Source organism: Pseudomonas sp. BJa3, assembly GCF_026343815.1.
GTDB lineage: Bacteria > Pseudomonadota > Gammaproteobacteria > Pseudomonadales > Pseudomonadaceae > Aquipseudomonas > Aquipseudomonas soli.
On sequence record NZ_JAOXMC010000004.1, the window covers coordinates 144,202 to 158,356 of the forward strand.

The 14,155-nt window shown below is 65.4% G+C and carries 14 protein-coding genes and 1 pseudogene; 6 read left to right on the forward strand and 9 right to left on the reverse strand.

The genetic code is table 11. From position 1 onward, the window contains the following. Positions 1-120: 120 nt before the first annotated feature. Positions 121-966: pseudogene (locus tag OH705_RS29220) on the reverse strand (PAS domain-containing protein); the annotation flags it as partial. Between the two features lie 56 nt (positions 967-1,022). Here OH705_RS29220 and OH705_RS05840 point away from each other — a divergent pair. Continuing rightward, a complete protein-coding gene (locus tag OH705_RS05840; protein ID WP_110604420.1) occupies positions 1,023-2,234 on the forward strand; it encodes a glycosyltransferase family 4 protein in 1,212 nt (403 codons plus the stop codon). On the opposite strand, the gene OH705_RS05845 is transcribed toward OH705_RS05840, so the two are convergent. Further along, positions 2,203-3,306, reverse strand: coding sequence for an NADH:flavin oxidoreductase (locus OH705_RS05845; RefSeq protein ID WP_110604421.1), 1,104 nt, complete (start codon positions 3,304-3,306; stop codon positions 2,203-2,205). The two genes, OH705_RS05840 and OH705_RS05845, sit on opposite strands and share 32 nt — an antisense overlap. Before the next feature lie 250 nt (positions 3,307-3,556). On the opposite strand from OH705_RS05845, the gene OH705_RS05850 reads away from it, so the two are divergent. Both OH705_RS05850 and OH705_RS05855 read left to right on the forward strand, forming a co-directional pair. Beyond that, complete coding sequence (locus tag OH705_RS05850) at positions 3,557-3,904, forward strand: HPF/RaiA family ribosome-associated protein (RefSeq protein ID WP_023630676.1); 348 nt, start codon at positions 3,557-3,559, stop codon at positions 3,902-3,904. 129 nt (positions 3,905-4,033) lie between these two features. Then, positions 4,034-4,333 carry a DUF3509 domain-containing protein gene (locus OH705_RS05855; protein ID WP_094010268.1) on the forward strand — a complete coding sequence of 100 codons (300 nt, stop codon included), beginning with the start codon at positions 4,034-4,036 and terminating at the stop codon, positions 4,331-4,333. A gap of 3 nt (positions 4,334-4,336) precedes the next feature. Here the strand turns inward: OH705_RS05855 and OH705_RS05860 are convergent, their stop codons facing one another. Continuing rightward, complete coding sequence (locus tag OH705_RS05860; RefSeq protein ID WP_031315617.1) at positions 4,337-4,807, reverse strand: phosphate-starvation-inducible protein PsiE; 471 nt, start codon at positions 4,805-4,807, stop codon at positions 4,337-4,339. 218 nt (positions 4,808-5,025) lie between these two features. Here OH705_RS05860 and OH705_RS05865 point away from each other — a divergent pair, with 218 nt between their 5' ends. Next, complete coding sequence (locus OH705_RS05865) at positions 5,026-5,289, forward strand: YebG family protein (RefSeq protein ID WP_023631474.1); 264 nt, start codon at positions 5,026-5,028, stop codon at positions 5,287-5,289. A 78-nt stretch (positions 5,290-5,367) separates the two neighbouring features. Here OH705_RS05865 and OH705_RS05870 read toward each other — a convergent pair whose 3' ends face one another. Continuing rightward, positions 5,368-6,387 carry a Leu/Phe/Val dehydrogenase gene (locus tag OH705_RS05870; protein WP_094010269.1) on the reverse strand — a complete coding sequence of 340 codons (1,020 nt, stop codon included), beginning with the start codon at positions 6,385-6,387 and terminating at the stop codon, positions 5,368-5,370. A gap of 123 nt (positions 6,388-6,510) precedes the next feature. Between OH705_RS05870 and OH705_RS05875 the strand changes: the two genes are divergently transcribed. Next, on the forward strand, positions 6,511-7,317 hold the full coding sequence (locus OH705_RS05875) for a SirB1 family protein (RefSeq protein ID WP_267301360.1): 807 nt from the start codon (positions 6,511-6,513) through the stop codon (positions 7,315-7,317). On the opposite strand, the gene OH705_RS05880 is transcribed toward OH705_RS05875, so the two are convergent. From OH705_RS05880 to hmgA, 4 genes are read right to left on the reverse strand one after another with little or no spacing between them, the layout of a single operon-like run. Continuing rightward, a complete protein-coding gene (locus OH705_RS05880) occupies positions 7,306-8,655 on the reverse strand; it encodes an MFS transporter (protein WP_267301361.1) in 1,350 nt (449 codons plus the stop codon). The two genes, OH705_RS05875 and OH705_RS05880, sit on opposite strands and share 12 nt — an antisense overlap. A 51-nt stretch (positions 8,656-8,706) precedes the next feature. After that, entirely contained in the window at positions 8,707-9,336 is a 630-nt protein-coding gene (gene maiA / locus OH705_RS05885; RefSeq protein ID WP_267301362.1) for a maleylacetoacetate isomerase, read from the reverse strand. A gap of 13 nt (positions 9,337-9,349) precedes the next feature. Beyond that, complete coding sequence (gene fahA / locus OH705_RS05890) at positions 9,350-10,642, reverse strand: fumarylacetoacetase (RefSeq protein WP_104444509.1); 1,293 nt, start codon at positions 10,640-10,642, stop codon at positions 9,350-9,352. A gap of 3 nt (positions 10,643-10,645) precedes the next feature. Further along, the gene (gene hmgA / locus OH705_RS05895) at positions 10,646-11,947 is read right to left on the reverse strand and encodes a homogentisate 1,2-dioxygenase (RefSeq protein WP_267301363.1); all 1,302 of its coding nucleotides are present in this window, start codon (positions 11,945-11,947) and stop codon (positions 10,646-10,648) included. Between the two features lie 190 nt (positions 11,948-12,137). Between hmgA and OH705_RS05900 the strand changes: the two genes are divergently transcribed. Continuing rightward, a complete protein-coding gene (locus OH705_RS05900; RefSeq protein WP_094010273.1) occupies positions 12,138-12,917 on the forward strand; it encodes an IclR family transcriptional regulator in 780 nt (259 codons plus the stop codon). A 287-nt stretch (positions 12,918-13,204) separates the two neighbouring features. Here OH705_RS05900 and OH705_RS05905 read toward each other — a convergent pair whose 3' ends face one another. After that, positions 13,205-14,119: an SDR family oxidoreductase gene (locus OH705_RS05905; protein WP_038707367.1), complete on the reverse strand. Its 915-nt coding sequence runs from the start codon at positions 14,117-14,119 to the stop codon at positions 13,205-13,207. Positions 14,120-14,155: the final 36 nt, after the last annotated feature.

Consider the following 14,155-nt stretch of genomic DNA (forward strand, 5'->3'; position numbering starts at 1 on the left):
GCTGCCGTCGGTTTCCAGCGAGGTGGTGTAGGCGATGTCGGCGGCCTGGGCCACGGCCAGTTCCTGGTTGACCTGGTCGGTGATCACGGTGGCGAACTTGACCACTTTGTAGAGCACGTCGTGGGCGTCGATGATCGGGTTGTACGAGGCCTCCAGCCACACCACGCGGCCATGGGCATCGATGCGCTTGAAGCGCTCGGCAACGAATTCGCCGCGGCGCAGCCTGTTCCAGAACTCCTGGTAGCCCGCTGAATTGGCTTCTTCCGGCTCGCAGAACATGCGGTGCGACTTGCCGCGGATCTGTTCGAGGGTGTAGCCCATGGTCTGCAGGAAGCGGTCGTTGGCGGTCAGCACCTGGCCTTCGAGGTTGAACTCGATCACCGCGGTGGAGCGCATCAGGGCCTTGATCAGGCTCTCATGCTCGCGAGACGTCTCGATGGTGCGGGTCAGGTCGCTGGAATGCAGGGAGAAGTATTTGATGCGCCCGTCGCTGTCCTTGACCGGTTGCAGGATCGAGCGCAGCCAGGCCTCTTCGCCGTTGCCACGCAGCAGGCGGAAGGCGCCGTTGAGGTGCTCGCCCCGGGTGATGGCGTGCTTCATGCGCTGATAGAAATCGAGCTTCTTCACATGGGCCGGGACGATCTCCTCGATGTTGCGCCCGATGAGCTGCTCGGCGCGGTAGCCCATTTCGGCCTCGAAGTTGCCATTGACCGACTCGATGCGCCCCTGCGGGTCCAGCTGGAGCACCAGCATCTCGCTGTCGAGGCTGTTCTTGACCTGCTCGATGGACATCAGTTCTTCGCGCAGTTGCTGGATTTCTTTCTTCAGTTTGCTGTTGAACATGGCCGCTCTCCCGGAGCGTATTCCCGTAGTCGAATGCATCTGCATCGGCTGCGTCCCGAGAGTTCTTGAGTGCGTTGCAAGGAAATATTCAAACGGATGGAACTGCCGGAAATCAGGCGTCATCCGCACGTCACAAAGACGTCATATGACCGCAATGGGGGCGTCGGACACTTTTTGCCATGAACACACCGTCCTTGCGCATCACCCTGGTCAGCGAAACCTTCCCACCCGAGATCAATGGCGTGGCCAACACCCTCGGCCGCCTCAGCGAGGGGCTGCGCCAGCGCGGGCATCAGGTCGAACTGATCCGCCCGCGACAGGCTGCCGACAGCGAAACGGGCAACGATGACGAACTGCTGCTGTGCCGCGGCTGGCCACTGCCCGGCTACCCCGGCCTGCAGTGGGGCGAAGTGTCGATGCACAAGCTTTGGCGCCGCTGGCGCCGGCAGCGTCCGGACGTGCTGTACATCGCCACCGAAGGTCCCTTGGGCCTGAGCGCCCTGCGCGCCGCCCGGCGCCTGGGCGTGGCGGTGGTCAGTGGCTTTCATACCAACTTTGCGCAGTATTCTGGGCAGTATGGCCTGGGGCTGCTGTCGCGGCTGCTGACCCACTACCTGCGCTGGTTCCATCGGCGTACCGCCATCACCCTGGTGCCCAGCATCAGCCAGCGCCTGGAACTGCAACGCCGCGGCTTCGAACGCCTTGGCCTGATGGCCCGCGGGGTCGATGCCGGCCTGTTCAACCCGGCAAGGCGCAGCCAGGCCCTGCGCGAGCAGTGGGGGCTGGCCGTGGATGACCTGGCTGTGCTGCACGTCGGGCGCCTGGCCGCGGAGAAGAACCTGGCCTTGCTGCGCCCCTGCATGGAAGCCCTGCGCAGGGCCTACCCGCACCGGCGGCTGCGCTTGGTGATCGTCGGCGATGGCCCACTGCGCGGCCAGCTCGAACAACAGCTGCCCGATGCGGTGTTCTGCGGTGCGCAGCGCGGCGAGGTGCTGGCCGAGCACTATGCCAGCGGCGACCTGTTCCTGTTCCCGAGCCTGACCGAGACCTTTGGCAACGTGGTGCTCGAGGCGCTCGCCTCGGGTCTTGCCGTGGTCGCCTACGATGAAGCCGCGGCCGCCCAGCACATCCGCCACGGCCACAGCGGCGCGCTGGCCATGCCGGGTGATCAGGCGGCGTTCATCGACGCCGCCTGCTGGTTGCTGGAGGAAAGCGAAACCCTGCGCCGGGTGCGCCTCAATGCCCGCCAGCACGCAAGCCGCCAGGGCTGGTCGGCGATCATCGAGCAGTTCGAGGGTTACCTGTACGATGCCTGCCGCGGGTTGCAGGCTACCCGCGAACAGTCGCCGCCCCTGGTGATCAAGCCAGGGTCGTCAGCGCCTCACGGCTGAACGGCAGCACATCAGCCTCACGTCCCTCGCGAACCTTGCGCGCCCATTCGGCATCCACCAGCAAGGCGCGTCCCACGGCCACCAGGTCGAACTCCTGGTCCTGCAAGCGTTGCAGCAAGCCTTCGAGGCTGGCCGGCTTGGCCACCTTGTCGGTTGCGACCATGAACTGCAGGAACTCGCCATCCAGGCCGACACTGCCCACGGTGATGGTCGGCTTGCCGGTGAGCTGGCGGGTCCAGCCGGCCAGGTTCAGCTCGCTGCCCTCGAATTCCGGCTCCCAGAAGCGCCGGGTAGAGCAGTGGAAGATATCCACACCCGCTTCGCACAAGGGGTTGAGGAATGCCGCCAGGGCCTCCGGGGTCTGTACCAGGCGTGCGTTGTAGTCCTGCTGCTTCCACTGCGAAAAGCGCAGGATGATTGGGAAGTCCGGGCCGACGGCTGCGCGCACGGCCTGGATAAGCTCGATGGCGAAACGCGAGCGTCCGGCCAGGTCACCGCCGTATTCGTCATCGCGACGGTTGCTGGCCTCCCAAAAGAACTGGTCGATCAGGTAACCGTGGGCGCCGTGGATTTCCACACCGTCCATGCCGATGGCCTGGGCATCTCGCGCGGCCTGGGCGAAGGCGGCGATCACCTCGCGAATGTCGTCGTGGCTCATCTCCTGGACCAGTACCTGGCCATCCTTCTCCTTGCCGCTCGGGCCATAACCCGGCACGTCGGCATCCGGCTCGGTGCCCAGTCGGCGCACACTGCCCACGTGCCACAATTGCGGCACGATGCGCCCGCCTTCGGCATGGACCGCGTCGACCACACGCTTCCAACCGGCCAGGGCATCTTCGCCATGGAAGCGCGGCACATTGGGGTAGCCATTGGCGGCCTTGTGCCCGACCGTGGTGCCCTCGGTGATGATCAACCCGACACCGGCGGCGGCGCGGCGACGGTAATAGTCGACCACTGCGTCATGGGGTACGCCTCCGGGGCAGAAGGTACGGGTCATCGGTGCCATGACCACGCGGGTCGGCAGATCGAGGGTGCCGAGGGTAAAGGGCTGGAACAGAGGGTTGCTGGACATGCGGCGCTCCCGACGGGTGAGGAATGCACCTGAGCTTAGGGGTCGCCTGGCGGATGGCCCAGCATTATTGATTGCAGTGATCGGCCGTCATCGTTGTGAGCGGAGCGAATTGCAACAGGAAATTTATTTTCAGAAAGGGCTTGAATTCGTCCGGCGCTTGCCTGACTTTAGAGTCAAGAGGCGCAGGAAAACCAACGCCCTCAGTGGCCTAGGCGCGCCTCTCGCGAGCAAGCTGAATAAGGATTGAATCATGCAAATCCAGGTCAACAGCAGCAACCATATCGAAGGCAACATCCGTCTCGACCAATGGGTCCGCAGTACCCTGCAAAGCAGCCTCGAACGTTACGAGGACGACCTCACCCGCATTGAAGTCCACCTGCGTGACGAAAACGGCGCCAAGCCCGGTCCCCACGACAAACGCTGCCAGATGGAGGCTCGCCCGAAGGGTCACCAGCCGATTTCCGTGACCCACACCGCCACTTCGCTGGAACATGCCGTCGATGGCGCCGCCAGCAAACTGAATCACGCCCTGGAACACTTCTACGGCAAGTTGCGCAGCAAGCGCGGCGCCCTGGAACTGAGTGACCCAGACGCCTGACCGGCAACGGGTCAGACAAGAACGCCCGGCCTTGCGCCGGGCGTTTTCGTTGTTCGCCGATCAGCGGGCCTGAACCAACCTTGGCCGAGCCCGGTCAACTTCTGCAATCATTCACTGCAGACCCCGACCATGAACAATCCCTTTGATCAGATCAGCGCCGCCTTCGCCCCGGAGTACCGGGTCAACCTGAGCATCGAGCGCCTGGACGGCAGCATCATGCTGACCCTCTCCGACGACAGTGGCGTGGTTGCCAAGCGCCTGATCAGCCAGGCCCAGCGCAACGACCCGGTACGCCTGCAGCGGGTCATCGACAGCATCCGCCTGGGCCTGGCCATCGAGCTGGGGCAGAACCCGCTGGAAGTGCTTGCCGCGCTGACCCGCCCCGCGCACGGCGAGCGCCGCTTCCCTGCCGCCGGCCTGGCCAACTGAGGGCTATTTGCCCTCGTCCACTTCCTTGCCACTGGCATCCAGCGCCTTGGTCGACGGGTAGCGGTACGAGGCGTAGCGCACCACCAGGATGGCGAAGGCCAGCAGCAGGATGCCACCGCACACGTACAGCAGCCCGACATCCGGCGCCTTGTGGTGCGAGACGTCGCCGATCAGCAGGCGCGTGAGCGCGGTGATCGCCACGTAGAGCAGGAAGCGGATCGGCATGTGGTTGGTCTTGAAGTAGATCCCCACCATCGCCCCCAGCTCCAGGTAGATGAACAGCAGCAGGATGTCATCGACGCTCACCCCGCCCTTGCCCAGCATGTCCAGGAAGGTCACCACCGCCGCATAGGCGGTGATCGCGCCGATACCGAACAGCGCCAGGTAGTGGAAGGCCTCCACACACAGGTTGCCCAGCGAGTCGGCGGAGCCGTGCAGGCCCTTGCGCAGCTTTTCTGCCCATTTGATGTTCACGATGTTCGATTCCTGATACTGAAGGTCTGGTGCCATGCAGTTAAAGGGCCATGGCTCATGTCTTGGAAGGCGGTCGATTGCCGCAGGGCACCTGTGGGCTACGCTGATTTTCAGTTTGCCTGGCCATCATTGCAGTTGCAGGGTGATGGCCTGGCGATGTACTGTATAAAAATACAGTTGTCCGCAACCCAATCAGCAAAAAGGCACAGAGGTGATGAATGGCCGTCGAAGTGGTGTACCGCAGCAGCCGCGACCCGGAGCGCTTGTTCATGGATAAGGCCGAAGCAGACCGTCACGACAAGATGCTCGAGCTGGCCGAACGCCTGGCCGAGGTACTGCACAAGGCGGTGCCTTCGATGAGCGAGCAGCAGGTAGAGGAAGCCGGCATCTACATGGCCAAGAACCGCGATGTGTTCGCCCGGGCATTCAAGAGCCAGCCCGATGCGCTGGCGGAGCTGCTTGAAGGCGGCGCGGTAGAATGACGCCATCGCGGGGCAAGCCCGCAAGGCCCGCATCCATGGAAAATCTCGTGGGAGCGGGCTTGCCCCGCGAAATGGCTTTCAGCCGTACAGCAATCTTTCCGCCAGCATCTGCGCCACCCGTGCCGGAGAACGCTTCTCCGCCTGGGCATGGGCGAACACTTCGGTCAGCCGCGACGGTATCCGCGCCAGGTGTGCGGTAATGGTCCCCAGCCCTTCGCCCCGATGGGTAAGCGCCACATAGATCAACCCACCGGCATTGATCACATAATCCGGCGCATACAGGATGCCCCGGCTCTCCAACTGGTCGGCCACCTGCAGCGTGGTCAACTGGTTGTTCGCCGACCCCGCCACTGCCGCGCAACGCAGTTGCATCACGCTCTGCCCGTTCAACACCGGCCCGACGCCACACGGCGCAAAGATGTCGCACGGCGTGCTGAGCAAGGCCTCATGGGCCACCGGGTGGGCATTTAGCTGCTCCACGGCCAGCCGCACCTTGCCTGCATCCAGGTCGCTGACCAGCAATTCGGCACCCGCCGCATGGAGTTGCTCGGCCAGCGCATAGCCGACGTTGCCCAACCCTTGCACCGCCACTCGCAGCCCCTCCAGGTTGTCACTGCCAAGCCTTGCCATCGAGGTGGCGCGGATGCCGGCGAACACGCCCAGCGCCGCATGGGGCGAAGGATCGCCCGAGGCGGTGGTACTGGTGACGTAGGGGGTGGCCTGGGCAATGCAGTCCATGTCGAGGGTCGAGGTGCCGCTGTCCACGGCGGTGATGAAACGCCCCTGAAGCGTGTCGACGAAGCGCCCGAACGCTTCGAACAACGCTGCACGGTTTTCCACATGCGGATTGCGCACGATCACCGCCTTGCCGCCGCCCATCGGCAGGCCAGCCAAGGCCGCCTTGTAGCTCATGCCCTGGGCCAGGCGGATGGCATCGGTCATGGCGCTCTCGTCGTCGGCATAGGGCAAGTAGCGACAGCCGCCCATGGCCGGGCCGAGTTGTTCGCTGTGAATCGCCACCACGGCCTTCAAACCCGTGGGCGGGTCGATGAACAGGTGCAGTGACTGGGTGCGGGTGCTTTGCATGAGCGCGAACATCGACGGGCTCCCCCGAGAGGTGCTCCTACCAGTATAAACAGGTCAAGGCCGCACACCGCGCGGGCGGACCACTGGACGAAAAGCCGCGCCAGGGCTACAAGTTAAGCGTGATGGAGAAGCCCCATGAACCCACGCCAAGCCTGCCTGGCCTGCCTGGAACGCGAGCCGGTCGCCCTGCTGGAAGCCTCGCTGTGGATCGCTGCCGAGCATGACCGCACTGTCGAGCCCGCGGCCAGCCTGGCCAGGCTGCACGAGCTGCAACGCGAAGTCAGCACCAGCCTGCCGATGCTGCCGGTCAACGAACTGGCCCAGCCTTTGCTGCGTCAGCTCAACGCACTGGGCTACCAGCAGGACGAGTACCACCCGTTGCGTCCACACGTGGCCTTGATGGACAAAGTGCTGCAACGCCGGCGTGGCCAACCTCTGCTGCTGGCGATCCTTGCTCTGGAGCTGGCCCGCCGCCTGTCGATTCCCCTGGAGGGCGTGAACTTTCCCGGCCACTTCCTGCTGCGCGTGCCCGGTGCCGACCACCTGCTCGACCCTTGCGGCGGCCGGCGCCTGTACCCCAACGACTGCCGCGAGCTGCTCGCCCGTCAGTTCGGCCCACAGCTGCCGCTGACCGCCGAGCACCTGCGCAGCGCCTCGCCGACGCAGATGCTCCAGCGCCTGTCGCGCAACCTTCGCCAGTTGCATATCAGCAACGACAACGACCTCGCGGCGCTTATCGACGCCGAGCGGGTCATGCAACTGGGCCCGGTGCAGGTCGGCGACTACCTGGCGCGGGCCACGTTGTACCAACGCCTGGACTGCCCCCAGGCAGAGCGCTTCGACCTGGAGCACGCACTGCTGCTGACCGACGACCCGGTGCAGCGCCTGAAACTCACGGAACGCCTTGGCCAGTTGCCCAACGGCAAACGCTCAATCCACTAAAGCCTCGCCCTTCACCGTCGCTTCGCGCTGCTGCGGTGCGCGTACCCGGCTGATCAGCAGCGCGCCGAGCAGCGCCGGCACGGCGCAGAAGAAGAAGATCTGCTCCACAGGCATGTGCAAGGTCAGCAGCAGACTGCCAAGCAAAGGTCCGAGGATCGAGCCGAAGCGCCCGACCCCCAAGGCCCAGCCGGTACCGGTGGCGCGCACCTGGGCCGGGTAGAAGTTGCTGACGAAGGCATTGAGCGTCAACTGCCCGCCAATGATGCAGAACCCGGCGGCGAACACACTGGGCACCAGCCAGCGCGGATCATCATGGTTAATGCCGACCAGCACGCTGAACAGCGCTGCCCCCAAAAGCACGCCCGCCAACAAATGGGCCTTGTTGGCCATGCGGTCGGCGCACCAGGCCAAGCACACCGCGCCGAAGGTGCCGGCGAACAGGAACAGCGAAGTCACCAGGTTGGCCTGGTTCAGCGCCAGCCCGCTTTCCTGCAGCAGCGACGGCAGCCAGCTGATCATGAAGTACAACAGGATCAGGCTGACAAAGAAGGTGCTCCACAGCAGCAGCGTGGGCCGGGCGAACCCCTCGCGAAACAGCGCCACCACGGTGAGCTTGCTGTCCGCCGGCTCGTCGGTGGCGATGCGCGCCGCCGGTACCTGCCAGCCCGGCAGCAGGCGAACGGTGACCCGCTGCAACCGTGCATAGGGCGGGGCGTCGCGCAGCAGGCGCGGCAGTGACTCGGGCAGGAACAGCGCCAGGAACGGGAACAGCAGCAAGGGCGCCACGCCGCCGGCGAGGAACACCGCCTGCCAGCCGTAATGATCGATGAAGCCCGCGGCGACGAAGCCCCCCGCAGCGCCACCCAGCGAGAAACCGCAGGCCGCCAGGGTGACCATCAAGGTGCGCAGTCGGGGCGGCGCGTAGTCGGCCATCAGCGCCATGGCGCTGGGCATCGCGCCGCCCATGCCGATACCGCAGAGAAAGCGCGCCAGCATCAGGCTGTCGAGGGAAGTGGCGAATACCATCAGCAGCGTCAGGCTGGCGTACAGCAGCACGCAGCACAGCAGCACCCGGCGCACCCCGAAGCGGTCGGCCAGTGGCGTGACCGCCAGCGAACCGACCGTCAGCCCCAGCAGGTTGGCGCTGAACACCGGCCCGAAAGCGGCCTTTTCCAGGCCCCAGTCCTGGGCCAGCGCGGGGATCACATAGCCCAGCACCTGGGCGTCATAACCATCGGTGACCAACAGCAGGATCAACAGCAGCAGCAGGCGCCACTGGTAGGGTGACACCGGGCGCGCGTCTAGCGCCGCGCGAAAGCTGGCTATCTGGTTGTGCATCGCAAGGTCCCTGTCTTTTGTTGTTATGAGTGCAGGTGCGGGCGGTGGCGATCAGTCGGGCGTGTCGGGCTGCCTCGCCGGGTGGGCCTGCTGGAAGGCCGGGTGCTGCTCGGCCAGGGCGGCCACCCGGCGAATGCGCGGGTAACCACCAAGGTCGATGTTGAAACGTTCGGCCGCGTACAGCTGCGGGATCAGGTAGACGTCGGCCAGGCCCGGCGTCGCCCCGAAGCAGAAGCCGTCATCGCCGATCAGTTGCTCCACCGCCGCCAGCCCCTGGCTGATCCAGTGACCGATCCACTGGTTGACCTGGGCCTCGTCGTGCCCCAACTGACGCAGCTGGTTGAGCACGCTGACGTTGTGCAACGGGTGGATATCGCAACCGATGATCGCCGCCACGCCACGCACCCTGGCCCGGGCTTCGGGCTCACGGGGCAGCAGTGGCGTTTGCGGGAAGGCTTCCTCCAGGTATTCGATGATCGCCGGCGACTGCACCAGCAACTCGCCAGCGTCAGTACGCAGGGCCGGCACCCGCCCTTGCGGATTGAGCGCCAGGTAGTCCGTGCCGCGCTGCTCGCCCTTGAGCAGGTTCACAGGCTCGGCCTGGTATTCCAGGCCCTTGAGCGCCAGGGCGATGCGCACCCGATACGAAGATGTGGAGCGGTAGTAGCTGAACAGTTGCATCGCCCTGCCCTCCTCAGCCAGCCGCGACGATGGTGCCACGGCATTCGCCGAAGCCGATGCTGGCCACGCCATCGCGCACGCAACGGGCGCGCAGGATGATCTCGTCGCCGTCCTCGAGGAACTTGCGCACTTCGCCACTGGCCAGTTCCACCGGGTGCTTGCCGCCTTCGGTGATCTCCAGCAGGCTGCCGAACGAGCCTGGCGCCGCGCCCGACAGGGTGCCCGAGCCGAACAGGTCGCCCGGTTGCAGCTGGCAGCCGTTGACGCTGTGGTGGGCGACCATCTGTGCCACGGTCCAGTACATGCTGCGGGTGCTGCTCAAGGTGAGGCGATGCGCCGGCAGGTTCTGCTCGCGCATGCGTTCGGTCAGCAGCAGCACTTCCAGTTCGATGTCGAAGGCGCCGGCGGCTTGGTCGCGCTTGTCCAGCAGGTACGACAGCGGCTGCGGGTCACCCTCCGGACGGGCTGGTTGGGCGCAGCGGAACGGCTCAAGGGCTTCGGCGGTGACCACCCACGGCGACACCGTGGTGATGAAGCTCTTGGACAGGAACGGGCCCAGCGGCTGGTATTCCCAGGCCTGGATGTCGCGCGCCGACCAGTCGTTGAGCAGGCAGAAGCCGGCCACGTGTTCGGCGGCGTCACCGATCGGGATCGGCTGGCCCATGTCATTGCCCTGGCCAATCCAGATGCCCAGTTCCAGCTCGTAGTCCAGGCGCGCGCAAGGGCCGAAGCTCGGCTCGGTCTGGCCCACCGGCAGGGTCTGGCCCTTGGGGCGGCGTACGTCGGTGCCGGACGGGCGGATGGTCGAGGCGCGGCCGTGGTAGCCGATCGGCACATGCTTGTAGTTGGGCAGCAGCGGATTGTCCGGGCGGAACAGCTTGCCGACGTTCTTGGCGTGCTCGATGCCGACGTAGAAGTCGGTGTAGTCACCGATCTTCGCCGGCAGGTGCAGCTGGCATTCATCAGCCGGGTACAGCGCGGCCTTCAGGGCCGCCTGGTGCTCGCTGCCCTCGCCCAGCAGTGCCAGCAGGCGCTCGCGCAAGGCGACACGGGCCTCGCGGCCAAGGGCGAAGAAGTCATTCAGCGCACCACCGACGGTGGCTTCGACGGCAGCCTTGGCCGCCCCCTCGAACAACCCGGCGGCCAGCACGGCCTCGAGGTCGAGGATCGCGTCGCCGATGGCCACGCCGCAACGTGGCGCCTGCCCTGGGCGGCTGAAGATGCCCAAGGGCAGGTTCTGCAACGGGAAGTCGCGGTGCCCGTTGGCGTGCTCGACCCAGCTACGGGCAATGGCGGTGTGGTTCATCGGTTATCTCCGGTTCGGGTTGAAGGTGCTCGGCAAGGTGGCCCAGCAACTATCGTAGTCGGCCTGCAACTGCGGGCTTTCGAGGGCCTGGCGGCTCGGGCGCAGCACCTGGCTGGTCTCGAACATGAAGGCCATGGTGTTGTCGATCTTGTGCGGCGCCAGGTCCACCGAGATGGCCTTGTCGCAGGTCTCGGCGTCGGGGCCGTGGGCGCTCATCACCCCGTGCAGCGAAGCGCCGCCGGGCAGGAAGCCTTCGGCCTTGGCATCGTAGGCGCCCTGGATCAGGCCCATGAACTCGTTCATCAGGTTGCGGTGGAACCATGGTGGACGGAAGGTGTTCTCGGCCACCATCCAGCGCGGCGGGAAGATCACGAAGTCCATGTTGGCCATGCCATGCACGCTGGTAGGCGAGGTCAGCACGGTGAAGATCGACGGATCGGGGTGGTCGAAGCTGACCGTGCCGATGGTGTTGAAGCGGCGCAGGTCGTATTTGTACGGCACGTTGCTGCCGTGCCAGGCGACCACGTCCAGGGGCGAGTGCTGCAGCTCGCAGGCCCAATGTTCGCCGAGGAACTTCTGCACCAGCTGCACAGGGCCGGTGCTCTCTTCGTAATGGGCAACCGGGGCAAGGAAGTCACGCGGGTTGGCCAGGCCATTGCTGCCGATCGGGCCAAGGTCAGGGATGCGCAGCGGCGCGCCGTGGTTCTCGGCAATGTAGCCCCGGGCCTGGGCATCGAGCAGTTCGACCCGGAACTTCATGCCACGCGGGATCACCGCAATCTCCAGCGGCTCGACCTCAAGCACGCCCAGTTCGGTGGCGATGCGCAGGCGGCCTTGCTCGGGCACCAGCAGCAACTCGCCGTCGGCGTTGAAGAAGACCCGCTCCATGGAACGGTTGGCGCGGTAGATGTAAATACTCACGCCGGCCGGTTTTTCCGATGCCGAGTTGGCCACCATTGGCAGCCAGCCGTCGATGAAGTCGGTCGGTTCGGACGGGATCGGTTGCGGGCTCCAACGCAGGCGGTTGGGATTGACGCCTCCCAACGGCCCGGTCAGCGGCTGGCGCTCCAGGCGCTCGAAGCGCGGGTGCAGGGCCGAGGGGCGAATGCGGTACAGCCAGGTACGGCGCAGTTCGCTGCGGGTCATGGTGAACGCGGTGCCCGACAGCAGCTCGGCGTACAGGCCATAGGGAGCCTTCTGCGGCGAGTTCTGCCCGACCGGCAGGGCGCCGGGCAGGGCTTCGCTGGCGAATTCGTTGCCGAAGCCGCTCAGGTACTGGAGTTCAGGGGATGTGTCGCGGGTCATCGGTGCCTCCGGGCTACAGGGAGCCGTTTCGGGCAGCTGGCTGCGGAGCCCGATCCTGAAACCGGCACCAAGGGCGGCAGCGCGTCTGCATTGTTTTTATCGTAATCAGATTACGAATAACGTAATTTGCCCGCGCGCAGGCGTCAAGCTATAAAGGCGCCACCCCATGAAATCTGCATAGAAGTCCCCCATGGCCAAAGCCAGCAGCACCGACAACGGCAAACAGAAGGTCCGCTCGGCGGAAGTCGGCACCGACATCCTCAAGGCCCTGGCCGAACTTTCCCCCTCTACCTCGCTGTCGCGCCTGGCCGAACATGTCGACATGCCGGCGAGCAAGGTGCACCGCTACCTGCAGGCGCTGATCGCCAGCGGCTTCGCCGAACAGGACCCGGCCACCAACCACTACGGGCTGGGGCGCGAGGCGTTGCGGGTGGGCATGGCGGCCCTGGGTAGCATCGATGTGCTGAAGGTGGCGGCGCTGCCACTGTCGCAATTGCGCGACGAGTTGAACGAAAGCTGCTTCATCGCCGTGTGGGGTAACCAGGGGGCGACCGTGGTGAGCATCGAGCCTGCGGTGCGGGCGGTGACGGTGGTGACCCAGATCGGCTCGGTGCTGCCGTTGCTCAGCTCCTCCACCGGACTGGTGTTCGCCGCGCACCTGCCCGAGCGCGAGACCGTGGAGCTGCGCGACCGGGAACTGGCAGCGCTCGGCCAGACGGCGGACGACTATGCCGCCTTGCTCGAACAGATCCGCCAGCGCGGCCTGCACCATGTGCACGGATTGCTCATGCCAGGGGTGGACGCGCTGTCCGCGCCGGTGTTCAACGCCATGGGCCAGGTCGCCGCAGTGATGACCGTGGTCGGCCCGACCTCGATCTTCCACGCCGACGAGCATGGCCCGGCCGCCCGGCGCCTGCTCGCCGCCACCCAGGCCACCAGCTGGCGAATGGGATACGGCGCGGATCAGTAAAAGGGCTTACAAAGCATTACGGACTTTTCCTGCGAGAGCGGCCTATAGTCCGCCTCGCACTTTTGCTCGAAACGTAAAGGTGAATGTCATAAGCGGGTATTTTTCCCACGGGATCATGCGCTTATTCTGATCTCACTGGCCGGCACGAAGGGCTCTCCCCCCTGCTTTTCGCGCCCGCCCAGGTTCACCGACGTTGATTTTGAAGCTCCTTGATCTAACGTCTCGATTGGCCGCTGCGATTGCAGCGGCCTTTTTTATTTCTGCAAGAATTGCAAGGTCGGCGCCAATCAACCCAACGGATACTTCTGCAGGTTCGCCATCATCTGCTGCAACGCCTGCAAGCTGTCCTGCGGGTGCTGCGCGCCTTCGAAATCACCGATCCGCGCCCAGTTGTCCGCCACCTGCTCGGGGGTGAACCCTTCACGCGGATCGAAGCCCACGCCCTGACTACGCTCCCAGCGCACCTTGCCCACCCAGCCGCCGCCCACCTCGAACAGCTCGCCGCTGTCCTGGCACTGCTCGCTGCCCAGATACACCACCAACGGGCTGATCAGCTCGGGCTGCAGACGCTCGAACACCTGCGGCGGGATCAGCCCCTCGGTCATGCGCGTGCCACCGGTCGGGGCGATGGCGTTGACCAGGATGCCGTGCTTGCGGCCCTCGATGGCCAAGGTCCGGGTCAGCCCGTAGAGGCCGAGCTTGGCCATGCCGTAGTTGGCCTGGCCGAAATTGCCGTAGATGCCCGAAGTGGACGAAGTGAAGATCACCCGCCCCCAGTTCTGCGCCCGCAGGTGCGGCCAGGCGGCGTGGGTGACCTTGTAGGCACCTTCGACATGCACGCGGTAGACCAGCTCCCAGTCGCCGTCTTCCATCTTGTGGAAGGTCTTGTCGCGCAGGATGCCGGCGTTGTTTACCAGCACATCGACCCGGCCGAAGGTATCCAGGGCCTGCTCGACGATGCGCGCGCCATCGGTGACCGAGTCATGGTTGGCGATCGCCGAACCGCCCGCGGCGCGGATCTCCTCCACCACGCGGTCGGCCGCCGAGGTGTTGGCGCCTTCACCATGTGTCGACCCACCCAGGTCGTTGACCACCACGTGAGCGCCGCGCGCGGCGAACAACAGCGCATGGGCCCGGCCCAGGCCACCGCCGGCCCCCGTGACGATCACCACTCGATCCTGCAGACGTACCGGCTCGCTCATGCTCAAGGCTCCTGGCAATGAAGGGATGCAACGCAG